The sequence below is a fragment of the Gracilibacillus sp. YIM 98692 genome (assembly GCF_010993965.1).
GTDB lineage: Bacteria > Bacillota > Bacilli > Bacillales > Amphibacillaceae > Gracilibacillus.
In genome coordinates, this window is sequence record NZ_WIXM01000005.1 from 1 (window position 1) to 25,488 (window position 25,488).

The 25,488-nt window shown below is 38.5% G+C and carries 16 protein-coding genes; 14 read left to right on the forward strand and 2 right to left on the reverse strand.

Translation table 11 applies throughout. The annotated features are described in order from the left end of the window. Positions 1–534: 534 nt before the first annotated feature. The 5 genes from cysD to GHD00_RS06870 all read left to right on the forward strand — a co-directional run bounded on the left by cysD (position 535) and on the right by GHD00_RS06870 (position 7,090). Positions 535–1,437, forward strand: a complete 903-nt coding sequence (gene cysD, locus GHD00_RS06850) for a sulfate adenylyltransferase subunit CysD (protein ID WP_163537413.1) — start codon at positions 535–537, stop codon at positions 1,435–1,437. Position 1,438: 1 nt separating this feature from the next. Further along, entirely contained in the window at positions 1,439–3,265 is a 1,827-nt protein-coding gene (gene cysC / locus GHD00_RS06855; RefSeq protein WP_163537414.1) for an adenylyl-sulfate kinase, read from the forward strand. 275 nt (positions 3,266–3,540) lie between these two features. Continuing rightward, positions 3,541–5,319: an SLC13 family permease gene (locus tag GHD00_RS06860; RefSeq protein WP_163537415.1), complete on the forward strand. Its 1,779-nt coding sequence runs from the start codon at positions 3,541–3,543 to the stop codon at positions 5,317–5,319. Positions 5,320–5,339: 20 nt separating this feature from the next. After that, on the forward strand, positions 5,340–6,125 hold the full coding sequence (gene cysQ, locus GHD00_RS06865; protein ID WP_163537416.1) for a 3'(2'),5'-bisphosphate nucleotidase CysQ: 786 nt from the start codon (positions 5,340–5,342) through the stop codon (positions 6,123–6,125). A gap of 224 nt (positions 6,126–6,349) precedes the next feature. Continuing rightward, positions 6,350–7,090 (forward strand): class I SAM-dependent methyltransferase, encoded by a 741-nt coding sequence (locus GHD00_RS06870; RefSeq protein ID WP_163537417.1) that lies wholly within the window; start codon positions 6,350–6,352, stop codon positions 7,088–7,090. 211 nt (positions 7,091–7,301) lie between these two features. Here GHD00_RS06870 and GHD00_RS06875 read toward each other — a convergent pair whose 3' ends face one another. Further along, positions 7,302–7,508, reverse strand: coding sequence for a hypothetical protein (locus GHD00_RS06875; protein ID WP_163537412.1), 207 nt, complete (start codon positions 7,506–7,508; stop codon positions 7,302–7,304). Positions 7,509–7,804: 296 nt separating this feature from the next. Between GHD00_RS06875 and GHD00_RS06880 the strand changes: the two genes are divergently transcribed. From GHD00_RS06880 to GHD00_RS06915, 8 genes are all read left to right on the forward strand, one after another. Then, positions 7,805–8,770, forward strand: coding sequence for a LacI family DNA-binding transcriptional regulator (locus GHD00_RS06880; protein WP_163537418.1), 966 nt, complete (start codon positions 7,805–7,807; stop codon positions 8,768–8,770). Between the two features lie 154 nt (positions 8,771–8,924). Then, positions 8,925–10,241 (forward strand): ABC transporter substrate-binding protein, encoded by a 1,317-nt coding sequence (locus GHD00_RS06885; RefSeq protein WP_163537419.1) that lies wholly within the window; start codon positions 8,925–8,927, stop codon positions 10,239–10,241. A gap of 65 nt (positions 10,242–10,306) precedes the next feature. After that, positions 10,307–11,212: a carbohydrate ABC transporter permease gene (locus tag GHD00_RS06890; protein WP_163537420.1), complete on the forward strand. Its 906-nt coding sequence runs from the start codon at positions 10,307–10,309 to the stop codon at positions 11,210–11,212. Next, positions 11,209–12,051 carry a carbohydrate ABC transporter permease gene (locus GHD00_RS06895; RefSeq protein ID WP_163537421.1) on the forward strand — a complete coding sequence of 281 codons (843 nt, stop codon included), beginning with the start codon at positions 11,209–11,211 and terminating at the stop codon, positions 12,049–12,051. Before GHD00_RS06890 ends, GHD00_RS06895 begins: the two co-directional genes overlap by 4 nt. Positions 12,052–12,064: 13 nt before the next feature. Then, the gene (locus GHD00_RS06900) at positions 12,065–14,272 is read left to right on the forward strand and encodes a glycoside hydrolase family 32 protein (RefSeq protein ID WP_163537422.1); all 2,208 of its coding nucleotides are present in this window, start codon (positions 12,065–12,067) and stop codon (positions 14,270–14,272) included. Between the two features lie 6 nt (positions 14,273–14,278). Continuing rightward, complete coding sequence (locus GHD00_RS06905; RefSeq protein ID WP_163537423.1) at positions 14,279–15,778, forward strand: glycoside hydrolase family 32 protein; 1,500 nt, start codon at positions 14,279–14,281, stop codon at positions 15,776–15,778. A gap of 529 nt (positions 15,779–16,307) precedes the next feature. Then, entirely contained in the window at positions 16,308–22,298 is a 5,991-nt protein-coding gene (locus GHD00_RS06910; RefSeq protein WP_163537424.1) for a GH32 C-terminal domain-containing protein, read from the forward strand. 251 nt (positions 22,299–22,549) lie between these two features. After that, entirely contained in the window at positions 22,550–23,011 is a 462-nt protein-coding gene (locus GHD00_RS06915; protein ID WP_163537425.1) for a CBO0543 family protein, read from the forward strand. Between the two features lie 210 nt (positions 23,012–23,221). Here the strand turns inward: GHD00_RS06915 and hpaB are convergent, their stop codons facing one another. Continuing rightward, positions 23,222–24,658, reverse strand: coding sequence for a 4-hydroxyphenylacetate 3-monooxygenase, oxygenase component (hpaB, locus tag GHD00_RS06920; RefSeq protein WP_163537426.1), 1,437 nt, complete (start codon positions 24,656–24,658; stop codon positions 23,222–23,224). 178 nt (positions 24,659–24,836) lie between these two features. Between hpaB and GHD00_RS06925 the strand changes: the two genes are divergently transcribed. Beyond that, entirely contained in the window at positions 24,837–25,274 is a 438-nt protein-coding gene (locus GHD00_RS06925; RefSeq protein WP_163537427.1) for a GNAT family N-acetyltransferase, read from the forward strand. Positions 25,275–25,488 lie beyond the last annotated feature (214 nt).

Genomic DNA, 25,488 nt, shown 5'->3' on the forward strand with positions numbered 1-25,488 from the left:
TAAATTAAGTATACAAAAAAACCCCCTATAAAGTAGTCCTTTTTTCAAAGTGTCTACTCTATAGGGTGCATTTTAAATGATGCGGTCTTTTTTTCATTATAGAAAGCAAGAATAAGTAAGTTATCATTGAGCATGAGAGCACATCATATACATTTGCACTCTCACCATCTCTTCCTATGTGTAAGCAAAATTCGATAAGAGAGTCGGATACGGATTTTAGTGATTGATTGTAGGGGGTGTGTGGTTATTGGTGGATTTGTTGTGATTCGAGGCATGAGGCTGGATCTTTACCGAAGAAAATGAATAAAATGCAAAAAAAAGTAAATTTATTTTGGGATCTGTATTGCACTTTCCAGTCTAATCCTATAAAATTGAGTTGATAAGTCGGAATTAAAATTCATAAAATAGCATGAGTGTTTTGGAAAATTGTGGAGTACCATGTGTGAGAAATGGTATAATCAAAAATGGATTTATTATTCATGATATGAAAATTAATAGGTTTGAGGTAGTCGTAGGAATGGAGGGGGAAATTTTATGACACAACAATTGTCACATCTTGATCAACTTGAGGCTGAAGCCATATATATTATTCGCGAAGTAGCGGCAGAATGTGAAAATCCCGTGATGTTATATTCGATCGGGAAAGACAGCTCGGTGATGCTGCATTTAGCATTGAAAGCTTTTTATCCGGAGAAACCGCCGTTTCCTTTCATGCATATTGACACGACATGGAAGTTTAAAGAAATGATAGATTTCCGTGATAGAAGAGCGAAGGAATTAGGCATTGATATGATTGTGCATACCAATCAAGAAGGAAAGAAACAAGGGATTAACCCATTTGATCATGGGGCGAACTATACGGATATTATGAAGACGCAAGCGTTGAAGCAAGGTTTAGATAAGTATGGTTTTGATGCGGCGTTTGGCGGCGGTCGTCGTGATGAGGAGAAATCTCGTGCGAAAGAGCGCGTATTCTCTTTCCGTAACCAAAATCATGCATGGGATCCGAAAAACCAGAAGCCGGAAATGTGGAAACTCTATAATACTCGTATTCAAAAAGGCGAAAGTATGCGTGTATTCCCATTGTCTAACTGGACGGAAAAAGATATTTGGCAGTATATCCGCAAAGAAAATATTGAAATTGTGCCATTATATTTTGCCAAAGAACGTCCGGTTGTGGAACGGGAAGGCAATATTGTGATGATCGATGATGACCGTATGAAGCTAGAGCCTGGCGAGAAGGTTGTGAACAAGAAAGTTCGCTTCCGTACCCTGGGTTGCTACCCTCTAACTGGTGGTGTGGAATCCGATGCGGATACGTTGGACGAAATTATCGAAGAAACATTAGGTGCGGTATCGTCGGAGCGTACGAGCCGAGTGATTGACCAAGAAGCGGCTGGAAGCATGGAACGTCGTAAGAGAGAGGGGTATTTCTAAAATGAAGAGTCTATTAAAGTTTATTACATGTGGTAGTGTGGATGATGGAAAATCTACATTAATTGGACATATGTTATATGATGCGAAACTATTATTTGCCGATCAAGAAAAAGCGTTGGAACTAGATTCCAAGGTTGGCAGCCGCGGCGGCGAAATCGACTATTCGCTTTTGCTTGATGGATTGATGGCAGAGCGTGAACAAGGGATTACGATTGACGTTGCATATCGTTATTTCACAACAGATGACCGTTCGTTTATTGTGGCCGATACACCTGGTCATGAAGAATACACAAGAAATATGGCTGTAGGGGCATCTTTTGCTGATTTAGCCGTGATTTTAGTAGATGCCACCAAAGGGGTTATTACCCAAACGAAACGTCACGCGCGCATTTGTGCGTTGATGGGGATTAACCACATCGTTTTAGCCGTGAATAAAATGGACTTAATCGGCTATGATGAGAAGCGTTTTGAGGAAATTAAGCAAGACTTTTTACAAATGACATATGGATTGAATGTGAAAAGCATTCAAGTGATCCCTGTCTCCGCGACAGAAGGGGACAACATTACCGAAAAGTCTGATAACACCTTATGGTATCAAGGGGAACCGTTATTGCCATACTTAGAAAATATTGATGTCGATGATGACGCGAACCAAGAGCATTTTGTGATGCCAGTGCAGCGTGTGAGTCGTCCGAATCATACATTCCGTGGTTTCCAAGGACAGGTCGAAGCTGGTCAGCTTTCGGTTGGCGATGAGGTAATTACGTTACCGAGTCAAGAAAAAGCGAAGGTCAAAAGCTTGTTGAATACCGATCAAGAAGTCAAGGATGTTAGCGACGGCCAAGCGATCACCGTACAGTTGGATAAAGAAGTGGATGTGTCGCGAGGCTGTGTGTTAACGACATCGGAAAACATTCAAGTCACGGATATGTTCACGGCGAATATTCTGTGGATGGATGATACCGAATTAGTCGAAGGTCGTAACTATTTAGTCAAAGTCGGTACGAAGTTGCTTCCAGGTACGGTGATGTCGATTAAACATAAGATTGATATCAATACTGGAAAAGAAGTGCCGGCCGATCGTATTTTCAAAAACGAGTTGGTAGAATGTGATATTTCCCTTTCGGAAAATATGGTGTTCGATAAGTTCGCCAACAACGAAGCGATAGGCGGTTTGATTTTAATTGACCGTGTGACGAATATGACATCAGCTTGCGGTGTGATCGAGCATGCTTTACGTCGTTCGACCAATGTTGTTTGGCAAGAGACAGACATTACACGTGACTTCCGTGCGCAGCAAAAAGGGCAAAAGCCTTTAACGTTATGGTTTACGGGACTATCTGGTTCTGGTAAATCCACGTTAGCCAATGAAGTGGAGAAAAAGCTTGTGGCGACAGGCCATCATACAATGTTGTTAGACGGAGATAATGTACGTCACGGCTTAAACAAAAACTTAGGCTTTAAAGAAAATGATCGTGTCGAAAATATTCGCCGGATTGCCGAAGTGGCGAAGTTGATGAATGACGCGGGTCTGATTACATTGACTTCGTTTATTTCGCCATATGAAGCAGACCGTCAAAATGCGCGAAATGTTGTGGGCGATTCCTTTATTGAAATTTTTGTCAGCACACCATTAGAAGAATGTGAGAAACGAGATGTGAAAGGTTTATATAAGAAAGCAAGAGCGGGTGAGATTCCGAACTTTACCGGTGTTTCCAGTCCTTATGAAACACCAGGAAACCCAGAAATTGAAGTGGACACGAGTCAATACAGCCTAGAAGAAGCAACCGACTATGTCGTGAAAGAGATTATGAAATATTTAGATTAAGAACATGTTAGAAAAGCTACTATCAAGGTCAAGGTAGTAGCTTTTCTTTACATGTTAAGAAAAGTATAAAATTTTAGCACGAAGTTACTCGACGTAGTTAAAATTTTAAGGTGCGAAGTACGACGAACAGGACGTTCTAGTATCGGCGATGGTCACAGGACGTGACCGATATTAGCCGATGCAAGTGCAACTACGTCTCTGACTTCGCCAAAGGCTCGTCAATCGCCGAGTTTTCTTTACTATTTTGATTGTATGAAGGAAAGGGGTATTTCCCGATGACCCTGGAGATGATTTTTGTATTGGTGATGATTGTTGCCATGTTCGCAGCACTGATTTTAGAAGTGGCACGTGCTGATATGGTGATTTTTACCGTGTTAGTAGTGTTTGTGACGACTGGGCTTTTAACCACAGAAGAAGCGTTTAGCGGGTTTGCCAATGAAGGGATGCTGACGGTTGCCCTATTATTTATCGTCGCAGGAGCCGTGCAAAAGCATGGTGTAATCGAACAATCGATGAAAAAGTGGTTAAATAAAAGCAAACATGTCACCAACTCGATGCTGCGTTTTTTTCTGCCTGTCTCCTTTGCATCCGCCTTTTTAAATAACACACCGATTGTTGTTACCTTTACCCCGATGATTAAAAAATGGTGTGAGGAAAGAGGAATTGCCCCGTCCAAATTTTTAATTCCTTTGTCTTATGTGACGATTTTAGGTGGGACGATTACGGTCATCGGAACATCTACAAATCTAGTGGTGCATGGGATGCTCTTGGAAAATGGCTTGGATGGGTTTCATTTATTTCAGTTTGCCATTGTTGGGATCCCATTAGCGATCGTCGGGATTTTGTATATATTTACAATCGGCTTCAAGCTGCTTCCAGCATATAAAGGATTTCGTGATCGAATCCAAGAAGATACCAGAAAATTTATGGCGGAGATGTTTGTCACGCCAGATTTCCCTTACCATCATGCGACGGTAAAAGAAGCTGGCTTAAGAGATCTTAAAGGGTTATATTTGGTCGAAATCATCCGTGAAGAAGAAAGGATCTCACCAGTTAAGTCTACGACTGTCATCTTGCCAGGAGATCGGCTTATTTTTACAGGGCTTATTTCTACTATTGCTGAGCTGCAAAACATTAAAGGGCTTGAATTGGAAACGGGGACGCATTTAGAGTTAGATGATTTAAATAATGGGCATGTACAGCTGATTGAAGCCGTCGTATCACATCAATCGTCGCTTTTAACCAAATCGATTAAACAATCCCAATTCCGATCCCGATTTGACGCCGGAGTTTTGGCGGTTCACCGTAACAATGAACGGATCAAAAGCAAGATAGGGGATATTGTCCTCAAGCCAGGAGACATCTTATTGCTTTTAGCAGGTTCCGATTTTGTTAGAAAAAATCAGCAGTCCTCTGACTTTTATGTTGTTTCTTCCATGGACACTCCGTCCAACTTACAAGAGAATAAGGGGAAGGGCTGGTTTTCCGTCAGTGTGCTGATCTCGATGATTCTCTTGGTGACGTTTGGAGTCTTAAGCATGTTTAAGGCCATGCTTTTAGCTGTGATTATCTTTTTTGTTACCAAAGTGATTACAGTAGAAGAAGCCAAATCTTATGTCCAGTTTCATGTCTTGTTGCTGATCGCCAGTGCGTTTGGTGTAGGGGCGGCAATGACGAAAACCGGGTTAGCTTCATGGATAGCGAACGGTTTGTTAGCATTTGGAGAGCCACTCGGGATTATCGTTATTTTATTTTTACTTTATCTGCTCACTAATATTTTTACTGAGATTATTACCAATAGTGCTGCGGCTGTCTTAATGCTGCCAATTGGGTTGGAGATGGCCGAGGCTTTACAAGTTGATTATATGGGATTTGCGATTACGATTGCGATTGCTGCTTCGGCAAGCTTTATTACACCGATTGGTTATCAAACCAACTTGATTGTATATGGGCCGGGCGGTTATAAATTTAGCGATTATATGAAAATCGGGGCCCCTTTAAGTTTGATCGTGATGACGATTACGGTGATGATTGTAAATATAGTGTGGTTTTAAAAAGGAAGGAGTTTGTTGCAATGTTATATGATTTATTTCAAGTATCGTTAAAAGCTGGGGAAGAGATTTTAGATGTTTATGCGCATGACTTTGATGTTGAGTTCAAAGAGGATGATTCCCCGCTTACCCAAGCCGACCAACGAGCACATCAGGCGATTGTGGCAGGATTGAAAGGTGTCGGGGGAGAGATTCCTGTTTTGAGTGAGGAAGGAAAAGAGATCGATTATCAAGAACGTAAAGATTGGGATCAATTTTGGCTGGTCGATCCTTTAGATGGAACGAAGGAGTTTATCAAAAAGAACGGCGAATTTACAGTGAACATTGCTTTGATCGAAGGTAAATATCCAGCTTTAGGTGTTATTTATGCACCGGCATTAGATGAGTTTTATTTTGGCAGTAAAGAGAAGGGGGCCTTTAAGCTGGTTGATGCTTCGAAAGCGGTAATTGCTAATGAAGAAGATTTGTTGGAAAAGAGCATTCGCTTGCCAGAAGTGAAGCAGAATGACGTAACCAATGTGGTAGCGAGTCGTTCGCATATGTCGCCAGAAACTGAAGCCTTTATTGAGGAATTAGAGGGCAAAGTAGAAGTCGTGTCCTCGGGAAGTTCGTTGAAATTTTGTTTAGTAGCGGAAGGAAAAGCCGATTATTATCCTCGATATGCTCCTACAATGGAATGGGACACTGGTGCAGGTCAAGCGATTGTGGAAGCTGCAGGTGGTAAAGTCACCAGACATGAAGATGGAGAGCGTTTTTATTACAATCGTGAGGATCTGTTGAATGGATGGTTTTTGGTGAGTAAAACATAAATATTAGGTCGGTTTGTGCCTGTTAGTTCTGCGGATGAAAAAAGTAGAACTGGCAGGTATTTTATTATGACATATTAAGACGCGGGTCTAGTAATTTTGCCCGTGAAACCTCTCTCTAGGATTCTACGAATAATATAAGGTATAATAACATAGTCTTGTTTTGTAAAATGGTCTATTAAAGTTATTTAGTTTTATATGTATGTTTACATATGGGAGGGAATCCTTTGAAGCAAAATATTTATGACCATCCTGTTTTCTTTAAAGAATACACGTCTTTACGTAAAAGTAGTGTCACTTATAACGATTTTATCGAACAACCAGCGATAAAATCAGAAATTTCAACACTCCGTGATAAATCTATTTTGGATTTAGGATGTGGAACAGGTGAATTTGCAATGTATTGCATGGAGAATGGTGCAGCTAAAGTAGTCGGAGTGGATATTTCCGAAAATATGATAGAACAGGCTAAAAGGGAAAATCACCATGAGAACATAGAATATATTTGTATGCCAATAGAAGATTTGGCATTAGAAAATCAGAAATTTGATATTATTATAAGCTCCTTGGCCGTTCATTATATTGAGGATTATACAAGTCTTGTGGTGAAGGTAAATGATTGGTTAAAACATAATGGAGAATTCATTTTTTCAACAGAGCATCCGATCGTAACTGCTCGAAAAGAGGGAAATAATTGGGTAAAAGATGAGGATGATCATAAATTACATTGGGCGTTAGATCATTATCAAGAAGAAGGGAAAAGAGAGCAGCATTGGTATATTGATGGGGTCGTTAAATACCATAGAACCATTTCGACATTGGTCAATACCCTTATAGAGAATGGATTAGTACTAGAAAAAATAACAGAGCCACAGTCTATTCCTGATGGATTAGAGAGAATGCCTAAATTAGTAAATGAAAAACGGAGACCGTCTTTTATTGTGATGAAATCTAGGAAAAATAAGTGAATGTTATGCTTTATGCCGGTGCTATTCTGACAAGAAAAGGAGTAGCTCTATTTTTAATAGAATGGTGTAAACTTACGGATAAATCCTTAAAACTTTAGGATAAATCAAAATAGTCACGGATAAAATATCAAAACTTCCGGATAACAGGAGGGTACATAGTTGTATAAAAAAAGACTGCAAACTAAGCGTGATGCAGCCTAATGAGATTTCCCTATGAATTTTTATCTTTCATGAACTGTAAATGATTCGAAATATCTCTTAAAATTGCATTCTTTTCTTTTTGTGTTTTCATAAAAGCAACCGCAAACCAAATGACTAGACCAATCATCACGATCGAAAAAATAAAAGGTAAGATAGCGAACAAACCAAACAAGTTCATCGAATTATTAGCTGACTCTTGCACAACAGTATCTGACATATGTATCACCTCCACAGTTAATATATTAACAAATATTCCCTTTTATTAATAGCCAATAGTGTACTAACTTATTCTTCCAAGAATGTAATAATTAGCATGAGCGCATATTCATCTTTTTCGCGCTTTCCCTTATATCAATGTGCTCTCGTATCTCATTTATGCTCTCTTATCTCCATCAAGTGCTCTCTGATCAAAATTTACGCTCTTTCCCCATATGTGTGTGTAAGGTGCTAAACCTTCATCTAAAAATAGAGAAACGTTTTCATTTATGGTATGCTTTTATTTGAGGTGATACTATGGCAACGATAAAAGATGTTGCGAAGCTAGCGGGTGTAGGAATTAGCACGGCTTCGCGAGTTATTAATAAATCTGGATATGTGAGTGAAAGTACAAAAACGAAAGTCCAAGATGCTATTAATAAATTAGGATATGTTCCCAATGAAACGGCTAGAGCATTTGTGACCCAAGATAATAAAATTGTGGCACTATTTTTACCATCGATTCATCACGCTTTTTTCTCTGAACTTGCTTATTATATTGAAGATGAATTGGATAAAAACGGTTACAAGATGCTCTTATGTAACTCTACTGGCAACATTCAGAAAGAACTGAGCTATATCAGTATGCTTAAGCAGAACAAAGTATCTGGTATTATCGGGATTTCTTATAACGAAATTGAAAATGAAATTCATAATTCGATGCCAATTGTGTTGGTAGACCGTCATATTGGATCGATACCTTATGTATCTAGTGATAATTACGGCGGGGGAAAGATCGCTTTTCAAGTATTAAAGGACACGGGATGTCAGCATCTTGCTTATATTGGATCTTATTCAAACCATGTACTAACTGAAGTAGAAAAACGACAAAAAGGGTTTGAAGATGCAGCAAAAGAAGATGGAATGGATTATGTCATCTATACAGAAGAAGATCCGATTAAAGATCAAACAGCATTTTTAAAGCGATTTCTAACTCAATATAAAAACGTCGATGGGGTTTTTGCTGAGAATGATCTTATGGCATTAGAGCTTTTTGAACTTGCCAAGGAACAAAATATTAAAGTTCCCGAAGAGCTGTCTATTATAGGTTATGATGGCATTAAAGTTTATGAAGTGTTAAAATCAAAAATTTCATCGATCAGACAACCAGTAGAAGTAATGGGAAGAAGTTTGGTGGAATTATTAATCAAAAGAATAAATGGTTCTTATGTAACGCCAGTTATACATCCGGTTGAATTTGTGAAAGGGGAAACAACGCGTTAAGGGAAAAATATTAAAATATGGATTGACAATACGAAGGGGATTATATATACTAAACTCAAAGATGGAAACATTTCCACAAAGTTTAGAAAAGGGGTTATCCCCTTTTAAAATCCACTAATGTGGAAACGTTTTCTTTTAAAGAGGAGGAGAAGTTATGAAAAATATAATTAGTTTTCTGATGATCTTGTTGATTTTCTTGGCATTAGTTGCATGTTCTAACTCATCAAATAATGCTTCTGAAAACAGTGATGCAGAAGAGGAAGTAAAAGAGTTGGAAGTATGGGTACATGTTCCTGCTGATGACCCAGAAGGAGAAAACTATGATGTGAGAGCGAAAGAATTCGAAGAAGCTCATGAAAATGTAGACGTGACGGTAGAACATATCGTCAAAACAGGGGGAGGCAGCGGCTATAATGATCGGGTCAATGCAGCGATCACTACTGGAGAACTGCCAGACATTATTGCATTAGAGAGCGTATATACTGCTTCTTATACGGATTCTGACATTCTATTACCGCTGAATGAATATTTGGATGAAGCAACATTTGATTCCTACCTGGATACGATCATTTCAGCTGGCAGTGTAGGAGATAATATTTACGCCTTGCAATCTTTTGATTTATCATCACCCGTTTTCTATAACGAGGATTTATTTGAAGAAGCAGGCATTGAGGTGCCAGCAGATGAAAATGGCAATTGGACATTGGATTTAGCTTGGAGTTATGAAGAATTTTTAGAGAATGCGAGAAAGCTTAAAGATCACATGGGACAAGAACCTGTCCACATGTTTACCGAAAATAACGGTTGGCATATGTATGCACATTCCCCTATTATTTTTTCCAATGATGCGAGAATGGTCGGAGAAAATGGTCTTGATACAGAAGGTTATTTAGATAGCAATAATACAAAGGAAGCATTACAATTCATAGACACATTATTTAGAGATGGCATTGTAGCTTCCACTACTAGAGAAGATGCCTTTGCTTTAGAGGAAGCGGCGATCAGTTTTGAAGGACCATGGATGGTGGATGTATTTGAAAATGAGTATCCAGAATTGAATTGGTCGATCATGCCTTATCCGTATGGTAAAGATGGGCATCAATCAGCACCGCATGGCAGCTGGTATATCGCAGCAACGCAAAACACAGAATATCCAGAACTGTCAGCTGAGCTAGTAGCACATTTAACAAACAAAGATAGTGCGGTCAAAATGGAAGAAGAAGCTGGATTAATTCCAGGTCATCAGGAGTTGCTAGATTCCTCCGAAACATATAGTGATTATCCAAGAAAGCTTATGTTAGATCAGTTAGTCAATACGAACCATCTGAAGCCAAAATCCCCTATTTTCCCAGTGTTGGAAGATGCACTTGGTGACATTATGGAAGGAATTGCATTAGATAATGGATCACTCGAAAGTCTCATTAATGATGCGAAGGAAAAAGTAGAGCGTGAGGCAGATAGGTTTAAGTAAGGATTAGAAAATAGTGAGTGTACGCTAAGCCGTACACTTCCTATTCCATCAAAGGAGTATTTGTTATGCATAATCTCAAGCAAAAGATGAAACAGAATAAAACTCTTGATTTTATTTTTAGTGGAAAAATATTATTTTTGCTTCCGGCTTTTACACTGATCAGTATCTTTGTTATTTATCCACTAATGTTAGCCGTTGGTTATTCTTTTACTGATTATTATTTGCTGAAACCAAATGATATATCTTTTGTTGGATTTGATAACTACATGGAAATAGCTTATGACAAATATGCTAAGAAGGCTTTCTTTAATTCAGCGAAATACGTTATTTATATTGTGCCATTACAGGTTATTTTATCTTTATTTTTGGCCACTTTGATTGCGAAAAAGTCCAAAACGAACACACTTTTTCGAACGGCTTTCTTTTCACCATATATTTTGTCTATTATCGTTGTTTCCTTATTGTGGAAAAATATCTTAGATCCCAATTCAGGAATTGTAAACGAATTTTTGGCTTCATTAGGTTTTGCGAAACAAGAGTTTTTCTCTGACCCAAATTTGGCACTCCCGACCATTTCCTTCATTATTCTTTGGCAAGGGATCAGTTTTCAGATGTTAATCTTAATGGCTGCTCTTCAGGATATACCATCTTCTCTTTATGAAGCAGCTTCTATGGAAGGGGCAAATGCTTGGCAGAAATTCAAACATATTACGCTTCCTAGTATAAAAGGTCAGGTCGTATTTGTACTAATTGTCGTAACTACAGGAACTTTTAAAATCATCATTGAACCTTTAGTTTTAACAAATGGCGGACCACAAGGCAGTACATCAAGTATTCTTCTATATATGTTTGAACAAGGAACAAGGTATCGTCAAATAGGTTATTCCAGTGCCATCACTGTGATTTTTGCCTTCATCTTGATTTTCATTGCCTTTGTTCAAAGAAAGCTAGTAAAGGAGGAAGAAGGGTGAAAGGGTTTACGGTCATTCGTTTATTAAAATATATCGTATTAATCGCCTTTGCTATTTTGTTCTTATTTCCCACTGTTTGGATGTTTGTGAGCAGTACAAAAACCGTGGCGGAAATTTCAGAAGAGATAGGTTCGATACAAAGCTTTATACCGAACTTCAGTAATATTCAAAATTGGTTAGTGCCTTACCAAGAAATGTTTAGCCGATTTAATTTCTCGATCCATTTCTTTAACAGTGTTTTTTACACTTTTGTTATTGTATTCGGAAGCTTATTAGTGAATTCACTGGCAGGATATGCTTTAGCTGTATTTGATGTACCCTTTAAAAAGTTTATTACAGGCGCTTTAATTATTTTAATTATTTTCCCATTTCAATCTGTATTTATTCAAATTTTTATCATTATCAATCAATGGAATCTGACAAATACAGTTTGGGGATTAGCGCTTCCTCATATTGGAAGTGCCTTTTATATTTATCTGTTTATGGTATTTTTTCAAAAAATCCCTAAAGAACTAAGGGAATCTGCCTATATAGATGGAGCATCTAATTGGAAGATATTCACCAAAATAGTGATACCAATCTCCAAACCTATTTTTATGACCATTGGTATATTAGTTTTTGTCGGTGCCTGGAATGATTATGTTTGGCCGCTAATGGTTTTTACAGAAGAGAGTAAATATCCATTATCAGTTGCGGTAAATATTATGAATGAAACAAAGCCTGCTTATTTAAACCAAGTTATGGCAGGATTAACTGTTACCACTATTCCGATTCTATTAGTCTATATTATGGGGCAAAAATACATTACTCCTCAGAATTCTTCATCTGGGATTAAATAATGAGAGGTGTGTTATGAGTCTAATATATGATCTTCCTTTTCGTGAAGGAAAAGGTAATCAAACAAAAGAAGCGATTCGCGGCAATATATTGCCCATTCATTATGTATTCAATCATGCAAAATATAAAGCAAATTGTTCTCCTAATTGGGTGGAATCACCTGTTTCTGGATATGCAGTGGACTTTGATGGTTATTCCACTTATATCCAAGATCAACCTTTAGAAGTGAATGGATCTTTTTCTATATCAGCCTTTCTTGCACCTAGGTGCTTTGAAGCATGTCACGGGGATGTACCTACTACTATAATTGATCAGCTTGATCCGTCGAGTCAACAAGGATTCGCTTTAAGTATTTTCCGTCATGGGGAAGTGCAATTCGAATTAGGTGATGGCAGAAATATTTATCGATTTAGAACCGATAGACAACTTGAATTGTTTATAAAATCTTTCCTAACGGTGACATTTAACCAAGAAGAACACTCCGTTACGATTTATATAAATGGAAAGAAGGAAATAGAAAGTACAAACATCAAACATTTCCGGCCTGCTGATATCGCGTTATCCATCGGGTTAAATAATCACCCATTTGAGATTAGTGACGTGTTTAAAGGTGGTATGTTTGCTGGACTGATAGATTTTATAAAGGTATATAATCATGCACGGACAGATAAGGACATTCATAAAGAATATGAGAAAATACGTGACAAGCGATCAGTGCCATTAGAAGATATCGAGCTCGATGAACAAAAACTATTAGATGATGTACATCGCCCTCAATATCATGCCATTCCTCCGCAACATTGGATGAATGAGCCACATGCTCCTTTTTACTATAAAGGGAAATATCACTTATTCTATCAGAAAAATGCATCTGGTCCTTATTTTTCCCATTTACATTGGGGACATTGGACAAGTGATGATTTAGTATTTTGGAAAAATGAAAAAACGGCTCTCTTTCCGCAAAAGGGAGATTTGACACCATCGGGGGTATGGTCTGGTTCCGCCACCATAGGGCCGAATAACACGCCTTATCTTTTCTATACCTTTGCTAATTTCAACAAAACATACAATCAAGGTGTAGCAATTGCTCGTCCAGAAAATATAGAAGATATCCATTTAGTTGATTGGAAAATGGAACCACAAGGAGCCATTTATCAAACCGATCAACAAGGAATGCCTGCACAATTTCGAGATCCATTTGTTTGGAAAGATGAAACAGAAGAAAAATGGTATTTGATCATTGGAGGCGGTGTGAAAGATAAAGGGCCTACAGCTTGGGTATATACATCCACTGATTGTGAGAATTGGGATTTTGAAGGGGAATTATTTTCAGTAGATAGCAGTCTTTATCCATACCTCGGAACCAATTGGGAGCTCCCTGTTTTATTACCAGTACGTGATCAGCAGGGGCAAGTGAAGTATGCCTTTATTTTTATGAGTTTCTTTGATGATGAATCGAAATACGAAGTGGATACCTATTATTATTTGGGAGAATTCGATAAGCAAAAAGTCGAATTTATTCCGGATACAAAAGAACCGCAATTAATGGATTACGGTCGGTTTAAATTCAGCGGCCCAAGTGGATTTGTCGATCCTGTTACAAATAAAACGATTGTTTTCTCCATTCTTCAAGGAGATCGAAACGAACAAGAAGAATATGATGCAGGATGGGCCCACCACGCAGGACTGCCCATTGAGTTATTTTTGGAAAATCAGGAGTTACGCATTCAACCTTTAGAAAATTTAGCTTCATTAAGACAAGAGCTGTTAGTCCATGAAAACAATAAGTCTATGGAAGAAGTCAATCATAAATTGAAAAACATTCATGATAAAATGCTTGAGATCTTGATTGAATTTGAAGAAACAGAGAATCTAGTTGGACTAGAGTTAAAGAAGGATCCTACTAACCAAGAAAAAACAAAGCTTCTTTTTGATAAAGCAATCGAAAAAGTTTGGCTGGATAGAACGGAAAGCAGAAAGGATAAAGAGGGCGATATTCAAGGCGGACCACTAAAACTGGATGAAGGTTTGAAAGCCCATATTTTTATTGATCATTCTGCGGTGGAATGTTATTTGAATCAGAAAAAGATGATTTCCAGCAGAGCCTACCCTGTATTACCTAATAGTGATTATCTATCCATTATTGGTAACACGGATACTAGAATTAAATCTATCAAAATTTTTAAACTACAATCTATTTGGAAAAACGAAAGAGATGAGTGATTCAATATGAAAATCAATACGAAAAAGACAAACGAGACTTACCGACATCATTATCATCTAATGCCGGAATACGGCTGGATGAATGATCCTAATGGCTTTTCCTTTTTTAACAATAGATATCATTTATTTTATCAGTATTACCCGTATGATACTGTTTGGGGGCCAATGCATTGGGCTCATGCTGTTAGTGATGATTTAATGAAATGGGATCATGAAAAAATCGCTTTAAAACCTGATAAAAGTTATGACAAAAATGGTGTTTTCTCAGGATCAGGGCTTCAAGTAGGGAATGAACATTGGTTGTATTATACCGGGCATACTGATTCGTTCCTCGATATTTTATATGATCAAGATTTGAAAAAGAAAGAGGGGGTGATAGAAAGCGAAGAAGTTGTTCCTTATATTAGACAGGTTCAATGTTTAGCCAAGTCAGCGGATGGTATCACATATGAAAAATATGAACATAATCCAGTCATTTCTTCCCAACAGGTTCCCGCCAACATAAGAATGGAAGATTTCCGAGATCCAAAAGTTTGGAAGCATCATGATCGATTCTATATGATAGTTGGAGCAAAGAGTCATGAGGATGTTGGACATGTTTTATTTTACCAGTCTAATGATGGTGTCACGTGGGAATATTTAAATCAACTCTCTCTAGGTCCAGCGTATGGAACGGCATGGGAATGCCCGGATTTAATTGAATTAGATGGAAAGCATGTGTTGATTTTTTCTCCTCAAGAAATTCCGCGTATCGGGTATCGTTATGAAAACATTCATTCTACGATGGCATTAATCGGAGAGTTCCATTATGAGACAGGTGAATTCATAGTGGAAAACGAACAGGAACTGGACCAAGGCTTCGACTTTTACGCTCCGCAAACTACCTTGTCTGAAGAAGGAAAACGGGTGATGGTTGCTTGGATGAATATGTGGGATATGGAATATCCTTTACATTTACTAGGACATGGGTGGAATGGTTCCATGACACTGCCGCGAGAACTATCGTTGAAAGATGGAAAGCTTATTCAAAAACCGTATCATAAAATAGACAAATATAGAGAGAAAAAGATAGAGTGGAGTCATTTTAGCATAAAAGATGATTATATGAATGATAGGTTACTTGGGAATTGTCAGCAAATGGAACTTCAATTTCATATGGATGATAGTGATTATTTTAGCATGGAATTTTTTAAAGGGGACCGAGAAAAAATCTTATTAAGCTTTGATAAATCTAGGAATGAAATAGTCCTAGATCGGCGAAATGCTCAATTCCCTATTAAAAATTTAGTGATCCATAATGATTTTACGAGAAGTCAGTTTATAGATTTAAATCAGAAAGTTAAGCTAAACATTTTTTTAGATGTTTCTTCGATCGAAATTTTTGTGAATGATGGGGAACACGTATTTACTTCATTATTCTTTTCAAAAGAATTAGGAGAGCAAGTGTTGCTTCATTCAGAAGGTAAGACACATATCGATGAATTGATCAAGTGGGAACTTAGCTAACCATAAAGGGGTGAGTGTATAAACACCGCTCCAGAAATATACTTCGCTTTCCGGGGGCACGGCTTCAGCTTCCTCGGCAGCAAGCTGCCTGCGGGATCTTCAGCTCGCGCTGTTCCCCCAGGAGTCTACGTATATTTCTTCCGCTGATGTGAAGTGAAAATCATGATTATTTCTCACTCAAAACGAGCACTGATCCAAGCTGCGGAAAAATGCGAGACTCCTGTGGGAAAGGAACAGTCTGAAGACCCCGCAGCGAGCGTTTTTTGCTCGTGAGGAGGCTGAAGCGTTCCCCACGGAAAGCGAGTGTTTTTCCGCAGCGACGATTAAGCACTCATCTTTAAACGAGTGGGAGGAAAATATTTATAAGTTATTTCGCCGTTTATGGATTATGTGCAATTAGGCTTATTATAAAAAGCAACAGTTTTTTAGAAAACAGTCTTAAAATAAGTTTGAGTTGTTTAGTTTTTTAATGAATTTAAATGAAAGCGTTTTATTTTAGTTTAACACAAAGAGGAGGAAAGGAAAAAAGATGATTAAACAGATTAGTATATGTTTTATGATAATCTTGCTTTATTGCAGTCATTGGATGATTTCAGAAAATATAACGGTTGTAAAAGCTGCCAATACCATTACAAACCCAGGATTTGAAACAGGGGACTTGTCAGGTTGGGAGATCGTCGATGGCACAGCTTTTACGGACGCAGATATCAGCTCGGATTCAGAGTATTGGGACAAACAATCCTTTAATCAACGTAATTTCTGGCATATTTGGGGAGGAAGAGGAGACAATTCGAAAGTTGGCGTGATGCAAAGTGAGACTTTTACGCTTGGAGGAGATGGACAAATAGATTTTCTTACTGGAGGTGACAATGATTTAGATAATCTATATGTTGCCTTAGTAAGAGAATCAGATGGAGAAGAATTGATGAAAGCAACCGGTACAGGCACAGACACTTACAGTAGGGTGGAATGGGATGCATCAGCACATACTGGTACTGTCGTTCGAATAAAAATCGTGGATAATAGTACAGAAGGGCATATCAATCTAGATGATGTAAATGTACCGCCAACTCCGTCCTTACATGAGCATATTGAACCGTCGATCTATAACCATGATTTTGAGTATACAGCATTACCACCGAATGAAATAAGAGGGTGGGAAGTGGTGAGTGGTGATGCATTTGGCCCCGATAGTTTAGTCCATGAAAATGAATGGAGCCAAGGGGATATGTTTCATCATGAAGGGGATTACCATTTGTGGAGTTTTCAAGATGGTGGTGATGCACCAACAGGTGAATTGCATTCTGAAACCTTTACACTAGATGGGTCAGGCGGCATCGATTTTCTGATTAGCGGTGGTGAAGATGAAGAAAACTTATATGTGGCGTTAGTAAGAGAATCCGATGGAGAAGAGCTATTTAAAGAAACAGGGCGAAATACAGAAAAATATCAAAGGGTGTTTTGGGATGCATCCAAATATATAGGGGAAGCAGTCTATATAAAAATTATAGATAATGCAACAGGTGATTGGGGACATATAAATGTCGATGACTTCCATGTGTACAATTCTGTATATGATCAGGATTTAATTGGTTATTGGAATTTGGACGAAGGCACAGGAAAAGTCACGACAGAACAGGTATCAGGCATACAAAACCCAGTGGATTATCATTTGAATGAAGGCGCTTTCCAAACTTCACAAGATCCATTGTGGCGAAGTGACGGGATTTCCAATAGCGCTTTATTGTTTGATGGATATTCTACTTGGGTGACACAAACTCCGGATAAATTCCCTGCACCGGATAGCGCCATCACAGTGGAAGCATGGGTAGCACCACGTAATTTCGAACATGGTGATGAAGGCAGGTTATCCGCTATTGTCAATCAGCATGATCGGGAAGAAAAAGAAGGATTCATTTTAGGTAATTTTCGCCATGGCACTTGGGGCCTTAAGTTCGGAACTGGATCAGATTGGTATGAAGTCATGTCCGATACACTTTTACCTTTAAAAGAGTGGTCCTATATAGCGGCAACGTATGATAGTGCATCAGGGGAAGCCGTTCTTTATCAAAATGGTAAAAAAGTAGCTTCACGAGATTTCCCTGCTGGCCAAAAGATGAAACCAAGCGTGAAAGATTTATTAATTGGTAAAAACAATGATGGCATGTGGTTATATGGATATGATTTAAATATGTTCAGTGGTTTAATAGATGAGGTGAAAATTTACAATCAAGCATTAAGTGCAACAGAAATTCAGAATGCTTATGATTCATATCTAAGTCATTTGAATGGCAATTTACCCACTCCAGATATGAAAATGGATAGAAGTATTCTGGCAAATGATAAACATCGTCCGCAATTTCATATGTCACCTCCAAACCATTGGGGAAATGAACCGGGAGGACCTATTTATTTTAATGGACAGTACCATGTGTTTTATCAAAGTAATCCAAGAGGACCTTTTTGGAATCATATTCGTTGGGGACATTTAGTGAGCGATGACATGGTACATTGGCGAGATGTGGATGATGCTGTGATACCAGGTAAACATGATGTGGATCCTGATGGTGCCTGGGCTGGCGGAGCTGTCGTGGATGATAATGATGTACCGGTTATTTTTTATACCGCAGGAGATGATCGTGATTTTCCTAATCAGCGGATTAACATTGCGAGAAGTACTTATCCAGAAGATGGGGATAATGATTTAAATCGATGGGAAAAGAACCAGGAAGTAATATTAGAACAGCAAGAGGGAGAGGGAATTCAAGGAGAATTTCGCGATCCATTTGTTTTTAAAGATGGAGATACATGGTATATGCTGGTGACTTCAGGGAAAGAGGATGAAAATGGCGATCCTATTGGAGGTACAGCACTTGTATACTCCACGAAAGATTCTAGCTTTGAGAATTGGACATTTGAGGGAGATTTATTTGTAGGAGATTATGATCAGTATCCCAAAACAGGCCGTGTATGGGAATTGCCAATATTACTGCCATTGGGAGACAGTGGAAAGTATATCTTTTTAATGAATCCTGCTAAAACATCCAGACAAGAATATCAATCGAGATACACCTATTATTGGATTGGAACTTGGGATCCGGATACAGCTCGTTTTATTCCTGACAAGGAAGAGCCCACTTTATTAGATGTTGGGGAGCATTTTACTGGTCCAGCAGGTATGGTAACTCCAGATGGAAGAACGGTTATTCACAGCATAACGCAGGGACGAAGACCTGGTAATGATGATTATGATGCTGGCTTTGCTCATAATTATGGATTACCGCTAGAGGTTTCCTATCGATCAGATGGTAAATTGGGAATGCAGCCTATTCAAGAGCTGGAACAATTAAGAGGGGAACAATTAGTTGATATTACCTCAGATACATCATTTGACGATGCGAATCAGATTCTTTCTTCTGTAAATGGAGATATGTTGGAAATTGAATTAGAGATAGATCATGGCTCTGCTAATGAAGCGGGGATTAGTTTAAGACGTTCACCAAATGGAGAAGAAGAAACGATCGTGTATCACAAAGAAAGTAGCCAAGAACTCTGGATAAATCGTTTGAAATCCAGCCTTGATCCGGATGTGGAAAAATGGTATCAAGGTGGAAACGCAGATATAGGGACAGATAATATTAAACTTCATATTTATGTGGATCGTTCAGAGATTAATGCGTATTTAAATGGATTAAAAGGTTTAACGACAAGAGCATATCCAACTCGCGATGATGCGACTGGATTAAAGCTTTGGGCAAATGATAATAGGGATACTGTTGTAGTTAAATCACTTAAGGTTTGGGAAATGAATTCGGCCTATACCCCTGTAAAGGCTGCAGGAGTTTCGTTAAGTCCGAGTAGTATGGAGTTAATAGAAGGGGATAGTGAATTACTCACAGCTACTGTTACACCGTCTGATGCAACGAATAAAGAAGTGATTTGGACATCGGATAATCCATCGATTGCTACCGTTGTAAATGGTAAAGTAACAGCACATGCTGAAGGAAACGCTACCATAACAGCGAAAACAAGAGATGGAGGATTTACCGCAACTAGCAACATCAATGTCGTACCTGAACCAGAACATGATGAGTTAGTCAATCATGATTTTGAAACACCTGATTTATCAGGGTGGACGATATTGAGTGGAGACGCCTTTACGGATTTAGACGTGACAAGTGCAGACGACTGGGGATGGGGTGGACCATTTAATCATCAAGGAAACTATCATTTATATAGTATTGATGAAGGCGATGATTCACAAGTTGGTGAGATTCGTTCCCAAAAGTTCATCCTGGGAGGTAATGGACAAATAGATTTTCTAGTGTCGGGTGGAAATAATATTTATGATTTGTATGTGGCACTAGTGAGAGATTCTGATGGTAAAGAGCTAATGAAGGCAAGTGGTGGAGATCGAGAAGGATATACACGTGTTCATTGGGATGCTTCGGAGTATATAGGGGAGAAGGTTTATATAAAGGTGGTCGATCAAGCTACTGGTTCTTGGGGACATATTAACATTGATGATGTAAATGCTCCGGTGCAGCCCCCTGAGAAATATGATATCACCAATGCCAATTTTGAAAGTGGAGATTTAACAGGCTGGCAAATCGTGAGTGGAGATGCATTCAGTAATCAAGATGTCACAACAGATACAGAGTGGGGATGGGATTGCTGCTTCAATCACGAAGGAGATTATCATTTATGGAGTTTTAAAGATGGCGGTGATAGTCAGGTTGGAGAATTGCAATCCGAACATTTTACACTACGCGGAAGCGGATGGATTGACTTTTTAATAAGTGGTGGAAAAGATATTGATAATTTATATGTATCCTTAATTCGAGCATCTGATGGGGATGAACTATTTAAAGCAACTGGCTCAGAAGAGGAAGAATATCACAGAGTGTATTGGGATGCTTCAGATTATGTAGGAGAAGAAGTTTTTATTAAAATAGTAGATAATGTCACGGGTGATTGGGGGCATATCAATATCGATGATTTTAACGTATATAACACAGAAACGGATGTCACAACAAGTGATCGTTATCAGCAGTATCGCTCTAGCTTTCATTTTACCCCCGACAAGAAGTGGATGAATGATCCGAATGGTTTGGTTTATCATGATGGGGAATATCATCTTTTTTATCAGTATAATCCCACTAGCACGACATGGGGCCCGATGCATTGGGGACATGCTGTGAGTACGGATTTAGTAAATTGGGAGCGGCTTCCTATGGCATTGGAAAAAGATGAAAAGGGTTTCATTTGGTCAGGAAGTGCCGTTATCGATAAAAATAATACAGCTGGATTTGGGGAAAATGCAATGGTCGCAATGTTTACCCATGAAGAAGGCGGTGAGCAAAGCCAGAGCTTAGCATATAGTACAGATAAAGGAAGAACTTGGTCAAAATATACAGGCAATCCTGTCATCGATAATACGGAAAATCTCCCAGTATTTAGAGATCCGAAAGTATTCTGGCACGAAAATTCCAATAAATGGGTGATGTTACTCGCAGCAGAAAATGATGCACAAGAACAATTTGTCCAAATATATACATCTCCAGACTTGAAAAATTGGTCTTTTGCCAGCGATTTTGGTAAAACAGAGGGATCACATGATGGCGTATGGGAAATGCCTGATTTATTCGAATTACCGGTTGATGGGGATTCCAATAACACAAAATGGGTGTTACAAGTGAGCTTAAGTGATGGAGCTCCAGCCAAAGGATCGGGCGTTCAATATTTTATCGGGGAATTTGATGGGGAAACTTTTACGAATGATCACTCATCAGATACTGTCCTCTATTCAGACTTTGGGGCAGATTTCTATGCACCATTAACGTTTGAAAATATACCTTCTCATGATGGAAGACGTATCGAGATGGGGTGGATGAACAATTGGAATTATGGGCAAAGCATTCCTACATCCATTTGGAGAGGGAAAATGTCTATTCCTCGTGAATTAAAGTTAAAAAATATTTCTGGACAAGGAATACGTTTGGTTCAGGATCCAGTATCAGAATTAGAGGTATTACGTGATCAAGTGGATAGTTGGAATGATGAGACAATATCTCCAGATCAAAACCTATTATCAAACGTTACAGGGACAAATGTTGAGATCGTTGCTGAATTCCAAACCGATACAGCTACTGCATCTGAGTTTGGATTCAAGGTTAGAACAGGGAATGGTCATGAAACAACGATCGGTTATGATCAAGTAAATTCAAAGCTCTTTGTTGATCGCGCTGAATCGGGAAAAGCCCATTTTAGCACCGATTTTAATGTGAGACATGATGCCGATATGTCACCAGATAATAATACAATAAGTCTTCATATTTATATGGATCGATCATCGGTTGAAGTATTCGGAAATGATGGTCAAGTCGTCTTTACCAATCAAATATTTCCTGATTTAGACAGTGACGGCTTAGATGTATATGCTATAGATGGGGATGTTACCTTAAATTCTTTAGATATTTATCACTTAAAACCAGCAGAAATGGGAAATGAAGGTGGTTAAGGATAGATCGAATGAAATATCGGTGATGCGGAACAGTTTACTTAACGAAATATAATGATAGGTGAAAAAGGGTGGTGCCAGGCGCCGCCCTGTTTGTACGTTAGTAAATTAGCAGGGGAGTTACTAGACTTAATGAAAATTTTAAAGTTTGAAGGTTATTAATTAATATTCGACATATTTTTGCACAATTCTTCTTTTCATGTTCTATCTCTATTAGATTTTGGTAATAATCTAATAGAGGAGGTGATTTTATGTATCTTTTATTTATTTCAGTTTTGGTTTTTGGATTAGTTGTTTATTTCATGCCAAAGAAAATCACTTATTTTGAAATGTACACAACATCACTATTTTCAACTGTTTTACAACTAATAATTGATGTATATTTAGAATTTAAATATGATTTATATGGGTATTTTAGTCCAGGTGTTGACTATATTACACTTTGGGTCGTGTTTTGGATTTTTCCAACAGTTAATATTATATTTTTAAATTTTTACCCCAAATCCCGTACATTACTATGTAAAGTGTTTTATATTCTTGGTTGGAGTGCCTTTGCCATAACATATGAATGGTTTGCCGTATATCATTCAGATTTCTTTTACTATAATGATTGGAAGCTGTTGTATTCCGTTCCAATATACCCCATACTTTACATTCTTATATTGTTAAACTGGAAAATAATTAAAACGTTACATCTTAAAGCCTTAAAATAGTCATTTGCATTTTCGTTTACTAGATCGATAGAAGAATGACTTTAGCCATTATTTACCGAATATTATATAGACCTCCTATGGAAAAGAGGGAGGAGCGCGTAAATTTAAGTCAAAGCGCATTTTAATCGATTCGCGCTTTCTCATATACCAATGTGCTCTCATTTTCATTAATGCTCTCTCACGCGTATCATTCGCGCCCTCACCATGCTGCTAAGACAAGAACCGTTTCACATAATCCATATGCTTAGTTAATTCATAACTATAACTTTTATACAATTCCCTTACTAACCGGTTCGGATTTCCTAGAAAAAACCGTTCATATTGGGTTTGTCTGCTGCCAAATGCACTCATTGTGGCATCCCAAGCCAGCCGGAATAATTGGACCCGATCTTTTGCTTCTAAAGTGGCACTTTGCAAATATTGGTCAAGATCTGGCCTTATCTCTGATTCAAAATCTACCTGCGTTGGAATGGACACCATCCCGCTCGAACCTAATAATTGTACAATGTCCGCTATACGAGGATATACCTTTGTAAAAGTAGAAGTAGCTACTTGCAGTGGGGCGACTTCTGGACACATAAGGCCGAATGCGTCTTTCTTCGCATTGGATTCTGCTTTGATTAATAAAGCTGTCATTGTCTCATAGGCAGTAATCAATTCAGCCATCATTTCTTGCACATGCGGATATTCCCTTATGTTAATCGTATCAACGATCGATTCTGCTAGTCCCAGCATGAATTTCGTCTTCACGACCTGCCTGCTCACGATTTGATGCAAGGTGAACGGTGTAAAAGCACTTTCATTCTTAAAGGTGTTGGATACTTGTAAATGATGATAGAAAAATACCCGTTCCCATGGTACAATCACATGATCAAACACCACGATACTATCTGACTCCTCAAAACGGGAGCTAAGAGGATAATCATAAACAATGTCCCCACCCACGAAGGAATCGCGGCTAATGAATCTCAACCCATCTGTATCACTAGGAATCGCAAAAGCAAATGCGAAGGCCTTATCCGTCACACCGCCAGGAGAAAAAACGATGATCTCATCCGTAATACCGCCTTGTGTTGCGAGCAGCCGAGCCCCTTGTATCACCAATCCTTCTTCGGTTTCGTCAATAATTTTGGCAGCAATCGGCTCCTTGGAATCTTCAAAATATAGCTGCGAACGATTCACCTGCGGGCTGATAAATGTATGCGTAAAAGAAAAGTCCTCTTCTCTCGCCTTTTCATAAAAGTCAATCAGACGCTTCGGAAAACAATTCGTTTTTCCTTTTAACAATTTCGCTGATGCCGCCAAACTCATCAGCACCGTATTCATATAATCAGGACTCCGACCAAGCATGCCACCGCTCATACTCGCCCAATGCTGAAACATTTTCCGCCGCTTGATCAAATCCTCGATTGTTTTCGGCTGCAAATAAGAAGTCCCAACCGCATCCCCCGTTAAAGGCGAAGAATAAGTCATCACATCTTTGATATCCTCATCATGCTGCCGGTCATAAAGGGATGCCTGGCTTTTGATCACACCTTTAAAAGCAGGATGTTCCAAGATATCCTTCACTTTCTCCCCATTATGCCAAAGATCTATCTCACGATTTTTTAAACGATCCATATATTCCTTCCCTGTTATCGCTGGCATCCATTCGCACCCCTTTTTTACGGAAAATAAACTTACTTTATTATATTGGTTAGAAAAAAATATGTGCTTGCCCAAAAGACTGCTCCGTCAAGCTAGGCGTCAGAGCCTCCAAATCAAATGACCAAATGCTGCCCGATCACATATACTTTCATTATCGATTGATAGTGGAGGGATCGTAATGATTACCATGGCATCGAATAGCGAAATACAGTATATTTTATCCAATGCGAAGGATGTAGCGAATGAAGGGGCGGTATTAGATAATGTCATCAGCCAGGAACAAGCGGTTGAAATAGCATTGGCTGTATTGGATCAAGGCGGCTATTATCTCGTTTACCGAACCTCCCATCAAATGCTTGCCGGCTGGATTTTAATTGGAGAAACGATGGATTTTTTAACAGGGAAAACACATGCTTTTCTTTACGAATTGTATGTTCTCCCCGAGTATCGAAATCTGGGAATCGCCAAGCAATTAATGCATGCAGCGATGAGAAATTGCAAGAGGCGTGGGTATGAGGAAGTTCGGCTCAATGTGTTTGCCAATAATTTTGCAAAGGATTTATATGAAAGGATTGGATTTGAGGATTTACAAACGGTAATGTATAAGAAGTTATAGGGTTTAGACCTGTCACTCCTCATTCGGGAGCGGGCAGGTATTTTTATTTTTCATAAGAAAAAAATCCAAACAAAAGAAGACAAATACATCAAATAAATACATGTTATTTGTGATAGCTTTCCTTATATAATATTAAATGAAAGCGCTTTAAATTAGGTAAGGAGGGTTGGTGTATTTTTGAAAGCGCTTCAATGGGAAGGGAGGTTATTTATTC